This window comes from Providencia sp. 6390, from assembly GCF_058148425.1.
Map to the genome: position 1 here is coordinate 116,805 of NZ_JBYVYL010000005.1, position 13,499 is coordinate 130,303.

Here is a 13,499-nt window from a genome sequence, read left to right on the forward strand (position 1 = left end):
TTTTTTACGTTGTTGTTCATCATGTAAAGATATTAATAGGCTGAAAATGATTGCCGATATAACGCTTCAAGTTGATTCTCATCGACATTTCGTGGATTAGTTGGCGTACAACCATCACGCAGAGCCTGCTCAACCATTTCCCCTAAACGAGTATTAAAATCAAACTCATTGACACCCGTTGAATGAATGTCTTTTGGCATATTCATTTCGTCTTTCAGCACATTGATAGCGACAATCAGGCTTTCAACGCCTTCACGTATCGTGGTCGCAGGTAAACTTAATTGTGTTGCCAATCGCGCATAGCGCTGAGCTGCGGTGTTATTACAGTCACCCTGTAGATCTGCGTTAAATGCAACCACGTGAGCCATCAATAATGCGTTGGCTCGCCCATGTGGAATTTTAAATACTCCACCCAATGCATGCGCTAAGCTGTGAGTAATACCGAGTGAAGCATTCGTGAATGCCATTCCTGCAATACAAGATGCGTTATGCATTTTTTCACGAGCCAGCAAGTTGTCACCTTGGCGATAACAATCAATCAAATGGCCAAAAACTAACTCAACCGCTTTTTCTGCTAGCGCATCCGAAAAATCTGATGCAGTACGTGACACATAGGCTTCGAGCGCATGACATAACACATCCATACCCGTGTCTGCGGTAATGGTAGGAGGCACTGATTTCACTAATACGGGATCTAAGATAGCCACATCTGGCAACATGAATTCATCAACCAAAACCAATTTTTCTGATTGTGATTTGATCACTGAGAACGCAGTCACCTCTGAACCCGTACCACTGGTAGTCGGTATGGCAATGAACTGAGGTTTTTCTCTGTGATGGTCTTTACGGGTGTGCCATAAGGAGTAAATGACGGCTTTAGCTGCATCAATCACTGAACCGCCACCCAATGCGATAACCAAATCTGGGTAATAGCTGTCCATTATTTTCATACCCGCCACAATGGCTGAAATATCAGGATCAGGCACAACATCATCGTAAAGCTGAAAAGCAATGCCACGCTGCTGCAACCTACGTGTGACTTCATTTGCCATCCCAAACTTCACCATCGCTTTATCGGTTACGACAAAAACCTGTTGGGCATTCACTTGAGAGATAAAATCCAACGCGTTTTCGCCAAACTGAACGCTGGGTTTAATCAGAAACTGATTCATCCGTCTTTACTCCTTAGTATCTCGATAAACCTTCTCAACAATGGCAACCACTGACATGGCTTTGTACTTATCTTTATTCAAAGCAAAGTAAGCTTCAGCTAACACAATGTCGTTAATGCCAGCGCCAACGCTGTCTACTGCGACATAGGTTTTGTCTTTCAACGGCTCAAGATCATCACCAAGCGCTGTTACCATTAATAAATTACTACCACTCAGCTCTTGGCATTTCTGAGTTGCTACAACATGTCCGATTACCTTTGCGAGGATCATGGTTTATTCCGCCTTATTTCAATGAATTACTTATTTAGGCGTCCGAGAACTGCCTTGATAATTCGTTCAACATTCTCTTCGGTGATCTCCCCTTGTGTTGCTGCTGCTCCTGCCACAACCGCTACACTTAACGCGCCGCCAAAACGATCATCAATAGTCGTTGAAGCGGTTGTATTCACAGGTTGCTCAGAAGCATGACGGAAGCGATCATCTTCAAAAATGCTAACTGATGATTGGCTAGCACAGACAGGTGAAGCCGGCTGTCTTAGCTCATCAATAGACCGAACCCCATAACCGACTTTACGAATATTCAGCAAATTCATTGGACCAACGTTATCTGAGCTAGAACCACCACCAACGGCACCACATCCCAAGGTTAATGCAGGTGTAATATTGGTTGTTGCACCGATACCGCCTAGTGCGGCTGGGGTATTAATCAAGATACGATTGACAGGTTTTTCGAGTGAAAACTGACGGATAACATCTTCATTCTGAGTGTGGATCACTAATGTGTGGCCTAAACCTTCATTAGTCAGCAAATCAACCACACGGTGACAAGCAGACTTCCAATCCTCTTCGATATACATCCCTAAAATTGGACACAGTTTTTCACGTGAATACGGGTTTTTAGGTGAGACGGTATCTTGTAGCGCAATCAAGACTCGTGTATTGGCAGGCACACTAAAACCTGCGCGTTGGCTTAGGTAAATCGCATCTTTACCAACAACTTCTGGGTTGATGGTGCCATTGCTGCGTAACAGCATGGAAGCCATACGCTTGGCTTCATCTTCATTCATGAAGTAAGCGCCTTGCGCTAACAATTCACGATGTACTTCGTTATAAATGCAACGTTCAACAATGATTGATTGTTCAGAAGCACAAATCACCCCATTATCAAATGTTTTGCTGGTGATAATGTCACTAACCGCTTTTTTGATATCTGCACTGCGTTCAATAAAAGCAGGACCATTACCAGGGCCACCACTGATAGTCGGTGTGCCTGATGCATAAGCGGCACGCACCATGCCTTCACCTCCAGTCGCTAGGATCAGTGACACGTCTTTGCTATGCATTAACTCTTTGGTTGCCTCTAAAGTCAGCATGCTAACGCCGTCGACAATTCCTTCAGGTGCCCCTGCCTCTAGAGCAGCTTTTTTGACGATTTCTAAGGTACGGAAACTACACGCTTTGGCATTGGGGTGTGGGGAGAAGACAATGGCGTTTCCGGCTTTCAGGGCAATTAACGTTTTATAAATGATGGTTGACGTTGGGTTGGTTGATGGCACAAGTGCCGTGATCACCCCTAACGGTACACCAACATCCATGACTTTGTTAATTTTGTCATCATTGATAATGCCAACGGTTTTTAGATCTTTCATGTGTTCATAGACACGCAATGAAGCGAACGTATTTTTGAGGACTTTATCTTGCCACTTACCAAAACCCGTCTCTTCATTTGCCATCTTAGCTAGCTCTTCTGCATGCAGAGAAGCTTCAATCGCAATGTGTTTAACAATACTGTCGATTTTTTCCTGCGAAAATGTTGCATACTCTTTCTGTGCTTGTTTCGCGTTTCTAACTAGCTCTCTTGCCAGTTGTCTGGATTGCAGATCTTTATCTAATGCAACCATGTCTTCCCCCGTATCGGAGTCAAAAAATGAACTAAAAATTTATTACGCTTTATGTTGTTCAGCGATTTTTTCGATATCGTTATGCGGCCTTGCAATCACACGGGAAGTGACGACTGTGCCAATCCGTTTTGCGGCTTCAACACCCGACTCAACCGCAGCGTTCACAGCACCAACATCGCCCTTCACCATCGCTGTCACTAACCCTGAACCTACGTTTTCATAACCAATAAGTTCAACATTCGCCGCTTTGCACATCGCATCAGCCGCTTCAATACATGCCACTAAACCTTTTGTTTCAATAAGACCAAGCGCTTCTTTCATAAGTAAATTCCTGTTTTATTCCGTGACTTTGTACTGGGCGACGATCTTTTGAATATCACTATGAGGACGAGCAATAACCAAAGATGTCACGACAGTGCCGACACGTTTTGCAGCTTCAACACCTGAATCTACGGCGGCTTTGACTGCTCCAACGTCACCTTTCACCATTGCAGTGACTAAACCAGAGCCCACATTTTCATAACCAATCAACACAACATTTGCGGCTTTACACATTGCATCAGCGGCTTCAATGCAAGCCACCAGCCCCTGCGTTTCAATAAGACCTAATGCGTCACCCATGTTTTTTCCTCCGGAAAAAGTTATGCCTTATGTTTAATCACGATTTTGTTGATATCGTTGTGTGGACGAGCAATGACTAATGAGGTCACTACTTCACCTACACGCTGTGCAGATTCAACGCCTGAATCTACAGCGGCTTTTACCGCACCAACATCTCCTTTCACCATAGCGGTAACTAAGCCGGAGCCGACGTTTTCGTAGCCGATTAATTCAACATTCGCTGCTTTACACATGGCGTCAGCTGCTTCAATACAAGCCACCAGACCTTTAGTTTCGATAAGACCTAATGCATCACCCATTGTTAATTCCTCCAAGAAGCCGTTATACGGTTTACATTTTTGCCAACGGTGCCTGCGTGGTGATTTTTTGAACGCAGCCTTTGGCTTCAAAATCACTATAGTCCTCAAAAACAAAAACAAAATATAAATCCAGAAACAAAAACTATTTAGAATATAAGTTCAATAATTGGATTAAATTGCCGTCATTTTTATTTAATTGTCTCGCTAAATCTAAAAATTCACGTAAGTGTATTGGTGGTAAAAATCGTTGAAAGTGAGAAAGAGGTGGAATGATGTGGTTTGTTAAAAAGATATTAGCAAGGTGAAAACCAAGCGTAATTTACCAACAAAGAAGTGTGGTAGGTGTCACCTGCTAATAAGGGAGATGTATGCAGAGTGTTTTTGGGATGGAGTAACAAGATATGTATTTTGAATAATTCGAGATGCAGCTAGCATACTCTAAATAATTCAAGTTGCAGCGAGGCGACAAGAGAATGAGTCGCTAGGAGCATACATAAGTATGTGACTGGCGCGATTGAGCGCAGTCACCATACCTTAACGAAAGACGCTGCGGCTTGAAGTATGACGAGTATTTTAATCAAATTGGCTACTGGGCTTCAAAGTGCAGATATATAACGGTGAGTTAATAGAACTCAATAGTAAAGCTTTATCGTTTAACTTTTGTGCATTAAGAAACAAGCCATCATGGCTATCAGACATTTCTCGCATAAAGTAATCAAATATCACATTCGGTGATTCATCAATTGATGAGGCGCTGGACTCCCATTGGCTAACATAATAATGACGCTCAGTGGGTGAAACGCGTTTGGTAACATAATTAAACTTTACATAGCGTTGCAAATACAACCACCCTGCTTTTGAATCGGTATAACCTTCAACAACAATCGAGCCTTTTCCATTCGCACCAAAGCTAAAGTGAATATTGGCATTCACATTTTCATCAGTCATATTTTCAAAGCGCATGATCCCTTTTGTCGAACATGACATAACGCCTTCACTTTTATTCGCAAATATTACCGATTGAGCATACACCGCCACAGAAACAAACAGTAATGCACTCAAGCCACACAGCCCTTTTCCCGATATTTTCATGATGGCTTCCACGAATAATAAAAGTAATTATCACAATAGCTAAATGGATTATCTTCATTCACTGCGCAATGGGCTAAAAATACCCTTCCCAATCCATTGGTTTGCAATTTATCGCCATAGAAGAAAACAAAGCGCTCTTTATCAGCACAGACTAATTTGAGCTTATCTCTTACCTTGTCAAAGTTTTGCCGATAATTCACAGCAACAGACTCATTAATCATGCTTTCATTTGATAAAGCATCGCATGCATTCTGTTGTAAGGGAGTGAGTAAAATAGGTATAGATGATTGCTGAGAAAAGTAGGTCATCACGCTAATCAGGATTGCAAATAAAACGAATACACCACTGGCTAAATACCAACAAATCTCTTTTCTCTCGGAGCTTAATATAGGCTCTGTTATCGCATCATGCATAACAGCGGTTTTCACGACAGGCAGAGATATTATTGACTCTTCAAGTTCTGCAACATTGGGGAGTAACGTATCTTCATCAAGTATCTCAACTGAAACCTCTGAATTGAGTTCTAGGCGCCCACGAGCGATGGTCACTATAATATTTTCAATGCCATATTGGCGAAATGCCTTTCTTAAAATACTTAAATACTGATTTAAATTACTGTTTGATGATACCAGCCCATTATCATCCCAAACTGACTTCAAAATATCATCACGAGAAACAATGCCTCGATGTTGCATAAAATAATAAAGCAACGCATTTGCTGTAATCGATAACTGTGTATCCACCTCGTCTTTTTTCAATGACAAAGTGCCATCCACAGCATCATAAAAAATGAAGGCATTTAATTTATATTTCACTTTCGCCTCATGTGATTTTTATTAATGGTCTTATTTATTTTTGATGGGCTGGAGCGGGTTCAAATGAAATCAGTGCCAATCGCTCAACGATGGCATCTCGCTCTTGCTGTGATAATGTTTGCCCTTCCGTCAATGCGGAAAGCCATAAACCATCCGCAGCATAGCGTACTAATGCGCCTAAATAGCTATTATCGAACGCATCACCTTGAGCCAAATGTTTTTCAACCCAATCGCGCCAACATTGGCGCAAAATCGGTTCTGTTGGCATAGCAAGTGACAACAATGCAAGTTGAAAACTTTCATCACTGTCTTTTAATTCACCAATGTAATGCAAATAGGCACGTGAAAATCGGCCATTACTATTCGTATCACTCGCCATAATGGTGTTAATACGTACATCCATAATATGAAGCAACTGAATAAATAACGCGTAGATCAATTCCTGTTTGCTCGGGAAATGATGCAATAATCCACCTTTGCTGACGCCAGCTTCACGAGCGACCGCATTAAGCGATAATGAAGTAATCCCCTCTCTCCCTGCGATAGTCCTTGCTGCGTTTAACAATTGCTCTTGAAGTTTGATGGGATCTTTTTTTCTGTGCGGCGTCGTTTTATTCATGCATCGAATGATACCGACCAGTCGGTATGATCCATGTTGATTGAAATCAATTAACCCTTCTATGAATAAGGTCTAAATATGAATACTGTCGTTCGCCTCACATTCTGAATATAGGAAATCACCTAACCACCTAATTTATTTAAATTATTAAAATTTTCATATATACAGTAATCATGATACAGCCCTATTAACCTTAAGTTAAATGCAGTATTTAACGATAAAAATCATACTTATTGCTGCATAAAGCGCTAAGATATAAATACGTTTATACTCTGAATAATTTAAGATGAAGCTAAACGGCAAGCGAATGAGACGCTAGGAGCATAGAAAACACTGTGACTGGCGCGAGTGAGCGATGTCAACACTCCTGCAACTTGAAGTATGACGAGTATTTCCCATTAATGTGAAAAAGGGTTTTAATATGTCAAATCAATATCAAATTGGTGTTGTTGTTGGTAGCTTGCGTTCTGATTCATACAATAAAAAGGTCGCAAATGCTTTGATTAAGCTGTTCCCTAATCATTTCACGTTTAAGTTCATTGATATCAGTGGGCTTCCTTTATACAACCAAGATGCTGATCAGCATGTACCCGCGCCTGTTGCCCAATTTAAATCACAAATCAGTCAGTGTGATGGCATCATTTTTGTCACTCCTGAATATAACCGTTCAATTCCTGGCGTATTAAAAAATGCAATCGACCAAGGCTCTCGTCCATGGGGAGATAATTCATGGAATGGTAAACCCGCTGGCGTACTTGGCGTTTCAATCGGTAATATCAGTACTGCAATTGCACAACAACACCTACGCAACAGCCTAGCATTTTTGAATATGCCAACACTGAATCAGCCTGAATGTTTCTTGAAATGGTTTGATGGAATGGTAGATGAACAAGGTGATTTTGCTCAAAAGAGCAAAGAATTCATCCAAGCATGGGCTGATGCCTATGCGCAGTTTGTGACCAAAAATGTCGCAAAATAGTCTATCTATACTCTAAATAATTCAAGTTGCAGCGAGGCAACAAGAGAATGAGTTGCTAGGAGCATACATAAGTATGTGACTGGCGCGATTGAACGCAGTCAACAAAGCTGCGGCTTGAAGTATGACGAGTATAGATTAGAGGCGGTGATTATCGCCTCTAATTAAAGTAACTAATCACTGTTGTATATTCAATTGGGAATTTTGCCTGACGGGATTTATGCTTAGCCTTATATAAATGAGCCGCCTTAACATGTAGACGGTAAGCTAAGCCATTTTCATAGCTATGAGCTTTACCATGATAAAAACGATAGCAGCCTAACATCTCAATTGATAATAAACGTTCAAGGCGATCCCAATGGTCACTATCCTTCAAGCGAATAGCCAATGCAGGATCAATCCAGTTAAGTACCATTTTCATATTACCCAGCATCTTATTCATGCTCGTAATAGTATGCCTTGGCCTTGTTGGAAAAAAACCGACTCCCCCTGCGCTATTAATTTCAGGGAATTTCAACAAAGAATCATGATGGCCCAATCGATTACGTAACAAGCGAATTTGGGTTAACAGCGGAACAAACTGATTAATAAAAGTTGAATCATGGCTTGGTGCTTTTGGAAACATTTGACCTAATAATGTACTGCGGCGAGTATTATGAGATGCATGGTTAAGCTGTTCTAGCAACTTAGGCCAAAACGCAAACGTTAGCTCAGCCACAACAGCATCAGGAGTTAGCGTTTTCCCATTTGCTATAAGCTGATTTATTGCATCTTGAAGCTTACCTAAGCTACCCGTGTAGTAGATGCTACCGTCACTTTTACTTTTTCTAGCTCCACTTAGGCGATGAATAATATGGTTTGGTGAATGTCTAGCTTGAATAATCGATATTCCCATCCAATCATAGCTATTGCTATTAGTACTATCGTAATAATTTGATAATGCAAAATGAATCGTGTTTCTTAATACAATCTCAAAATCATTCATTACTGCAATAAATGTGGATGAAACAGCTTGATGCCAACGGTAACCCCCCTGCAAATCCAATATACTTGTCGTTTTAAAAAATATTTCAAACGTTTTTTTACGCGGCTCAGAGAGATAGTTATACATAATATTTTAAACATCCGTGTTGATTTTATTAACTTGCCCTTTTATATCAGCACTGATATATTTAAGGTCAGCAAAAAGCCTGCAACGCAGGCTTCTTACTCAATTTTTATAGCAGCACGTCTTTTGGGTAAAAGTTAAAACTGCTATCTCTTCATCTGCGATAGTAATACAAAAATTTAAGGGATGCAAATGCAAACAACATCAGATGGGAAAATCAAAAAAAACTTAATGGATGCCCTAAATAAGCTGATGCAAGTCAATCAGTGGTCTCAAGAAAAAGCAGCAGCTGAACTCGGAATGACGCAACCACGGATCAGTGCAATAAAAAACTATAAATATGAGCAACTGAGCGTTTCCCGCCTTCTAGAAGCGCTCGAAAAAATAGGCTATCAACTTGATTTTCAATATAATAACAATCGGTTATCAAGCCATTTCAATCAAATCAAACATCAAAAAATCTATTCTCCAGTTTTATTAGTCCGTGATCCAACAATTAACCTGAGAGAAAGCCCTATGACAATAATGTGTTATGAGCTACCAAAAAATCAGGAAGAATTTCTAATCAATACATCAGAAGGCTTTAACATTTATCATCACTATAAATGCTTATTTGTTAAGAAAGGGATAGAACATAACATTGATGGTCACATTGCTTGTATTAGAGCGGAATACCTAGGAAGAACGGATAAAATTCAAGGCATCAAAACTATCGGTTACCCATTTTGATGGAATAAAGGCATCGCAATCGCGTGCCTTTACCACTAATTAAATACCATTCAAAATAACCACTAACGGCCTGCTTTTAGCTTTTGGAAGTACTCTTCATACAAAATATTGGTATTGCCAACATCACTTTGCCACTCACCTTTTTTCAATACTTCTTCACTTGGATAGAGTGATGGGTCATTAGCAATTTCTGCAGGTAACATTTTCTTGGCTTCCATGTTTGGTGTTGGATAACCAATCGATTCAGCAACCTGGGCAGCGATTTCTGGGCGTAGCAAGAAGTTAATCAACTTATGTGCACCTTCAGGGTTTTTCGCATTTGCTGGAATAGCTAAGCTATCCATCCAGAAAATACCGCCTTCTTTTGGCCATATCATTTCAATCGGTAAGCCAGCTTGGCGAGCCACAAACGCAGAACCGTTCCACAACATCCCTACATCGACTTCCCCTTCAATAAACGGTGTCGCTGGGTTATCTGAGTTAAAGGCTAAAATATTAGGACGCAGCTTTTGTAGCTCTTTATAAGCTTCTTCTATTTGCTTTGGATCAGTGGTATTTCCTGAATAACCTAATTTGGTGAGAGCGATCTGGAATACTTCGCGAGCATCATCCATCATCAGTAAGCTATTTTTATATTCAGGTTTCCAAAAATCAGCCCAAGAAGTGACAGAAGCAGGGTCAACAGCTTCACCATTAATACCAATACCCGTCGCCCCCCAAATATAAGGCACTGAATAATCATTTTGTGGGTCAAATTCTTTATGTAGCAGGTTAGGATCGAGGTTTTTGAAGTTACTCAGTTTGTCTTTATCGATCTTTTGCAGCATCCCCTCATGACTCATTTTGGAAATAAAATAAGTCGAAGGAACCACCAAGTCATAAGCCCCTTCTTTGTAGGTTTTTAACTTGGTATACATGCTTTCATTTGATTCATAGGTAGAATAAATCACCTTGATCCCAGTTTCTTTAGTAAATTGCTCTAATAAACCAGGGGGAACATATTCTGTCCAGTTATAGAAATACAGTACGTCTTTATTTTCGTCAGCGGCTGTTGCCACGCCAATACTTGCTGCCATCACACCAGCAGCCAGTAGATAGGACCATTTTTTCATTACTGAGCATCCCTCAACCAAGTGTTGTTTATACTCGCCATGCTTCAAGTTACAACTAACCGTTACAAACTCGAATTATTTTCTGATATGTACTCTAAATAATTCGAGGTGCAGCTAGGCGACAAGTGAGTGAGTCGCTAGGAGCATAGAAAACTATGTGACTGGCGCGAATGAACGTAGTCAACAACACTGCAACTTGAAGTATGACGAGTATATATCTTATAGATTCAGTGTGAACCTACCCTCTTCGCCAAACGGCATTGAAATAATTGAGCAACGATAACCGCCACCCGGTATTTATTACCACTTAAAACTATTGTGATTGCTTTGAAAGCTTATCGCGCATCACCCATTGGCTCAAGCACACTAAAATCAGTGACATTAATAACAGTACCGTTGCCAGTGCGTTAACTTCTGGGGAGACACCAACTTTAACCATTGAATAAATTTTTAACGGTAAAATTTCGTAACTTGGCCCAGTGACAAATGATGAAACAACCACATCATCCATTGATAAAGTAAAACTGAGTAGCCAGCCAGCAACCACCGCCGGTAATGCGAGTGGTAAGATAATTTTACGCAAAATGGTAAATTCACCCGCCCCCAAGTCGCGAGCCGCTTCCAACATTTTCACATCAAAATCTTTCAATCTTGCATACACAGTCACCACAACAAAAGGTAAGCAAAAGGTAATATGTGAAAACAGCAGTGACCAAAACCCTAACGAGACACCTAAGATCATAAACAGCACCAGCAAAGAAATCGCCATCACAATATCAGGCGACATCATCACCACAAATAACATTCCACCAACAAATGGCTTACCTCTAAAACGATAACGAAATAACGCAACGGCCGTTAATGTACCGATAATGGTGGCAAACGTTGCCGATAAAACGGCCATAGTTAAGGAATGTCCCGCTGCTTGCAATAGGCTGTCATTATTCATTAACAGTTCGTACCATTTGGTTGAAAAACCTTGCCAATTAATCCCAAAACGCGATTCATTGAAGGAGTTAACAATCAAAATGATAATGGGTATATAAAGATAAGCGTAGACGATGGCCATGAAACCACCTCGTAACGTGCGACCGATCATTCTTCATATGCCTTTTTATTCAGTAGCTTAGCAGCTCGGTAATACACATACAGCAATAGCCCCATCATGACAGTCAAGAAGATGCTAGTTGCCGCACCAAACGGCCAATCGCGAATATTCAGGAACTGGCTCTTAATAACGTTACCTATCAAGAGATTTTTCGCTCCCCCCATTAAATCCGCCACATAAAACAACCCCATCGCAGGCAATAAAACCAGTAAGCAACCCGCTATAATCCCTGGCATGGTTAACGGAATAATGATTTTGACAAATGTCTGGAACTTGCTGGCCCCGAGATCTCTTGCAGCTTCTAAGTAAGATTTATCCAGCTTTTCAATACTGGAGTAGAGCGGCATCACCATAAATGGCAACAAGATGTAGATTAACCCTAATACAACAGCTTCTGGTGTGTACATCAGCCGCATAGGTTTATCAATAATGCCAACCCATAATAAAAAGTCATTTAAATACCCTTTGGTACTTAAAAATACTTTTAGCCCATAGATGCGGATCAATGAGTTAGTCCAAAACGGTACTATCAACAAAAACAGCATTAAAGGCTGAAGGCGCTTCGGTAATTTTGCCAATATAAACGCAAAAGGATAGCCGATAACTAAACAAAAAAAGGTCGCTATTAACGCCATGTTTAGCGAATGAAGCATCACTTCTGCATACATAGGATCAGACAAACGAATATAGTTGTCCCATGTAAAAATCATATCGACGAGGTCAGTATCACTGCGCGTTAAAAAGCTCGCGCCAATAATCATGATATTTGGCAAAAACACAAATAATACTAACCAAGCTACAACACCTGTGATAATAACGTTTTGTAGGATCTTGTGTTTACGCCTGATCATCCAGTACCACCTCCCAGCTTTCAACCCAAGTAACAGCAACTTTTTGGTTTAAGGAGTGGTCGACATCAGGATCATCTTCATTGAAGAATTCGCTGACCATAATGATTTTGCCGTCTTCCATCTCAACAACAGAGTCCAACGTCATGCCTTTATAGTTACGTTCGCGAACATAGCCGATCAAGCCTAGATGATTTTCTGCATCGTTCACTTCTTCTACTCGTAAGTCCTCTGGACGTAGTAGCACATGAACTGATTGGCCTTCTTTCACAGGAAGTGCAGTGAAAATATCACATTCATGCCCTTCTACACAGGCACGGATCCTTTGTTCATCAATACGATAAAGCACTTTTGCATCAAAAATATTGATTTCGCCAATAAATTGAGCCACAAACAGGTTTTTTGGTTCCTCATAGATTTCGCGAGGGGAACCATCTTGCTCAATTTTGCCTTCACGCATGACGATAATACGATCAGACATAGCGAGTGCTTCTTCTTGATCATGCGTCACAAAAATAAAAGTAATACCCAACTTACGCTGTAGCGCTTTTAATTCATTCTGCATCTGCTTGCGCAGCTTATAATCGAGAGCGGATAAGGACTCATCCAGTAACAGGACTTTTGGGCGGTTAACCACTGCACGTGCTATCGCAACACGTTGTTGTTGCCCACCAGATAATTGGGCTGGTTGACGCAGTGCAAAATCGTCGAGCTGCACCATACGCAATGCTTGGTCGACCCGCTTTTGAATTTCATCAGCAGGGGTCTTTTGCATACGCAAGCCAAAAGCCACATTTTCAAATACGGTCATATGCGGGAACAAGGCATAACTTTGGAATACGGTATTCACAAAACGATGTTCCGCAGGAATATCAGTAATATCCTGACCATCAAGAATGATTTTACCATCATCAACATCTTCTAGGCCGGCTATTAAACGTAAAACCGTTGTTTTACCACAACCAGAAGGCCCTAAAATGGTTAAAAACTCACCATTTTGGATAGTTAAGTCAAGCTCAGAAATAATTTGTTTGCCATCAAAAGCTTTGTTTAGTGCTTTTAATTCAACGAGTGGTGTCAGAGAGGTTGTCTCAGTCAT

16 protein-coding genes are annotated in these 13,499 nt (G+C 40.8%); 2 read left to right on the forward strand and 14 right to left on the reverse strand.

What is annotated here, in order from left to right; translation table 11 throughout:
- Window positions 1-32 precede the first annotated feature (32 nt).
- The 9 genes from AC3Z9T_RS12120 to AC3Z9T_RS12160 form a co-directional block, all read right to left on the reverse strand.
- Window positions 33-1,172, reverse strand: coding sequence for a 1-propanol dehydrogenase PduQ (locus AC3Z9T_RS12120; protein ID WP_490126384.1), 1,140 nt, complete (start codon window positions 1,170-1,172; stop codon window positions 33-35).
- Window positions 1,173-1,178: 6 nt separating this feature from the next.
- Window positions 1,179-1,442 carry a EutN/CcmL family microcompartment protein gene (locus AC3Z9T_RS12125; protein ID WP_490126385.1) on the reverse strand — a complete coding sequence of 88 codons (264 nt, stop codon included), beginning with the start codon at window positions 1,440-1,442 and terminating at the stop codon, window positions 1,179-1,181.
- Between the two features lie 26 nt (window positions 1,443-1,468).
- On the reverse strand, window positions 1,469-3,073 hold the full coding sequence (locus tag AC3Z9T_RS12130; RefSeq protein ID WP_490126386.1) for an acetaldehyde dehydrogenase (acetylating): 1,605 nt from the start codon (window positions 3,071-3,073) through the stop codon (window positions 1,469-1,471).
- Window positions 3,074-3,115: 42 nt separating this feature from the next.
- Window positions 3,116-3,394, reverse strand: a complete 279-nt coding sequence (locus AC3Z9T_RS12135; protein ID WP_064721255.1) for a BMC domain-containing protein — start codon at window positions 3,392-3,394, stop codon at window positions 3,116-3,118.
- Window positions 3,395-3,409: 15 nt separating this feature from the next.
- Entirely contained in the window at window positions 3,410-3,694 is a 285-nt protein-coding gene (locus AC3Z9T_RS12140; protein ID WP_490126387.1) for a BMC domain-containing protein, read from the reverse strand.
- A 20-nt stretch (window positions 3,695-3,714) separates the two neighbouring features.
- A complete protein-coding gene (locus tag AC3Z9T_RS12145; RefSeq protein WP_004249182.1) occupies window positions 3,715-3,993 on the reverse strand; it encodes a BMC domain-containing protein in 279 nt (92 codons plus the stop codon).
- Window positions 3,994-4,566: 573 nt separating this feature from the next.
- Complete coding sequence (locus AC3Z9T_RS12150) at window positions 4,567-5,085, reverse strand: FidL-like protein (protein ID WP_490126388.1); 519 nt, start codon at window positions 5,083-5,085, stop codon at window positions 4,567-4,569.
- Window positions 5,082-5,900 (reverse strand): winged helix-turn-helix domain-containing protein, encoded by an 819-nt coding sequence (locus tag AC3Z9T_RS12155; protein ID WP_490126389.1) that lies wholly within the window; start codon window positions 5,898-5,900, stop codon window positions 5,082-5,084. The genes AC3Z9T_RS12150 and AC3Z9T_RS12155 overlap by 4 nt, the downstream gene beginning before the upstream one ends.
- Before the next feature lie 34 nt (window positions 5,901-5,934).
- Window positions 5,935-6,519 carry a TetR/AcrR family transcriptional regulator gene (locus AC3Z9T_RS12160; protein WP_490126390.1) on the reverse strand — a complete coding sequence of 195 codons (585 nt, stop codon included), beginning with the start codon at window positions 6,517-6,519 and terminating at the stop codon, window positions 5,935-5,937.
- A gap of 421 nt (window positions 6,520-6,940) precedes the next feature.
- Between AC3Z9T_RS12160 and AC3Z9T_RS12165 the strand changes: the two genes are divergently transcribed.
- Window positions 6,941-7,498: an NADPH-dependent FMN reductase gene (locus AC3Z9T_RS12165; protein ID WP_490126391.1), complete on the forward strand. Its 558-nt coding sequence runs from the start codon at window positions 6,941-6,943 to the stop codon at window positions 7,496-7,498.
- Window positions 7,499-7,655: 157 nt separating this feature from the next.
- Here the strand turns inward: AC3Z9T_RS12165 and AC3Z9T_RS12170 are convergent, their stop codons facing one another.
- Entirely contained in the window at window positions 7,656-8,606 is a 951-nt protein-coding gene (locus tag AC3Z9T_RS12170) for a hypothetical protein (protein ID WP_490126392.1), read from the reverse strand.
- Window positions 8,607-8,795: 189 nt separating this feature from the next.
- On the opposite strand from AC3Z9T_RS12170, the gene AC3Z9T_RS12175 reads away from it, so the two are divergent.
- A complete protein-coding gene (locus tag AC3Z9T_RS12175) occupies window positions 8,796-9,332 on the forward strand; it encodes a helix-turn-helix domain-containing protein (RefSeq protein ID WP_490126393.1) in 537 nt (178 codons plus the stop codon).
- A 62-nt stretch (window positions 9,333-9,394) separates the two neighbouring features.
- Here the strand turns inward: AC3Z9T_RS12175 and potD are convergent, their stop codons facing one another.
- The 4 genes from potD to potA form a co-directional block, all read right to left on the reverse strand.
- Window positions 9,395-10,444 carry a spermidine/putrescine ABC transporter substrate-binding protein PotD gene (gene potD / locus AC3Z9T_RS12180; RefSeq protein WP_490126394.1) on the reverse strand — a complete coding sequence of 350 codons (1,050 nt, stop codon included), beginning with the start codon at window positions 10,442-10,444 and terminating at the stop codon, window positions 9,395-9,397.
- Window positions 10,445-10,757: 313 nt separating this feature from the next.
- Window positions 10,758-11,543 (reverse strand): spermidine/putrescine ABC transporter permease PotC, encoded by a 786-nt coding sequence (gene potC, locus AC3Z9T_RS12185; protein ID WP_490126395.1) that lies wholly within the window; start codon window positions 11,541-11,543, stop codon window positions 10,758-10,760.
- The gene (gene potB, locus AC3Z9T_RS12190; RefSeq protein ID WP_490126396.1) at window positions 11,540-12,403 is read right to left on the reverse strand and encodes a spermidine/putrescine ABC transporter permease PotB; all 864 of its coding nucleotides are present in this window, start codon (window positions 12,401-12,403) and stop codon (window positions 11,540-11,542) included. The genes potC and potB overlap by 4 nt, the downstream gene beginning before the upstream one ends.
- Window positions 12,390-13,499 carry a spermidine/putrescine ABC transporter ATP-binding protein PotA gene (gene potA / locus AC3Z9T_RS12195; RefSeq protein WP_490126397.1) on the reverse strand — a complete coding sequence of 370 codons (1,110 nt, stop codon included), beginning with the start codon at window positions 13,497-13,499 and terminating at the stop codon, window positions 12,390-12,392. The genes potB and potA overlap by 14 nt, the downstream gene beginning before the upstream one ends.

Bases quoted from the DNA above. Each gene is read 5' to 3' on its own strand.
- AC3Z9T_RS12120 (WP_490126384.1), bottom strand. From the start codon at position 1,172: ATGAATCAGTTTCTGATTAAACCCAGCGTTCAGTTTGGCGAAAACGCG.
- AC3Z9T_RS12125 (WP_490126385.1), bottom strand. From the start codon at position 1,442: ATGATCCTCGCAAAGGTAATCGGACATGTTGTAGCAACTCAGAAATGC.
- AC3Z9T_RS12130 (WP_490126386.1), bottom strand. From the start codon at position 3,073: ATGGTTGCATTAGATAAAGATCTGCAATCCAGACAACTGGCAAGAGAG.
- AC3Z9T_RS12135 (WP_064721255.1), bottom strand. From the start codon at position 3,394: ATGAAAGAAGCGCTTGGTCTTATTGAAACAAAAGGTTTAGTGGCATGT.
- AC3Z9T_RS12140 (WP_490126387.1), bottom strand. From the start codon at position 3,694: ATGGGTGACGCATTAGGTCTTATTGAAACGCAGGGGCTGGTGGCTTGC.
- AC3Z9T_RS12145 (WP_004249182.1), bottom strand. From the start codon at position 3,993: ATGGGTGATGCATTAGGTCTTATCGAAACTAAAGGTCTGGTGGCTTGT.
- AC3Z9T_RS12150 (WP_490126388.1), bottom strand. From the start codon at position 5,085: ATGAAAATATCGGGAAAAGGGCTGTGTGGCTTGAGTGCATTACTGTTT.
- AC3Z9T_RS12160 (WP_490126390.1), bottom strand. From the start codon at position 6,519: ATGAATAAAACGACGCCGCACAGAAAAAAAGATCCCATCAAACTTCAA.
- AC3Z9T_RS12165 (WP_490126391.1), top strand. From the start codon at position 6,941: ATGTCAAATCAATATCAAATTGGTGTTGTTGTTGGTAGCTTGCGTTCT.
- AC3Z9T_RS12170 (WP_490126392.1), bottom strand. From the start codon at position 8,606: ATGTATAACTATCTCTCTGAGCCGCGTAAAAAAACGTTTGAAATATTT.
- AC3Z9T_RS12175 (WP_490126393.1), top strand. From the start codon at position 8,796: ATGCAAACAACATCAGATGGGAAAATCAAAAAAAACTTAATGGATGCC.
- potD (WP_490126394.1), bottom strand. From the start codon at position 10,444: ATGAAAAAATGGTCCTATCTACTGGCTGCTGGTGTGATGGCAGCAAGT.
- potC (WP_490126395.1), bottom strand. From the start codon at position 11,543: ATGATCGGTCGCACGTTACGAGGTGGTTTCATGGCCATCGTCTACGCT.
- potB (WP_490126396.1), bottom strand. From the start codon at position 12,403: ATGATCAGGCGTAAACACAAGATCCTACAAAACGTTATTATCACAGGT.
- potA (WP_490126397.1), bottom strand. From the start codon at position 13,499: ATGACTGAGACAACCTCTCTGACACCACTCGTTGAATTAAAAGCACTA.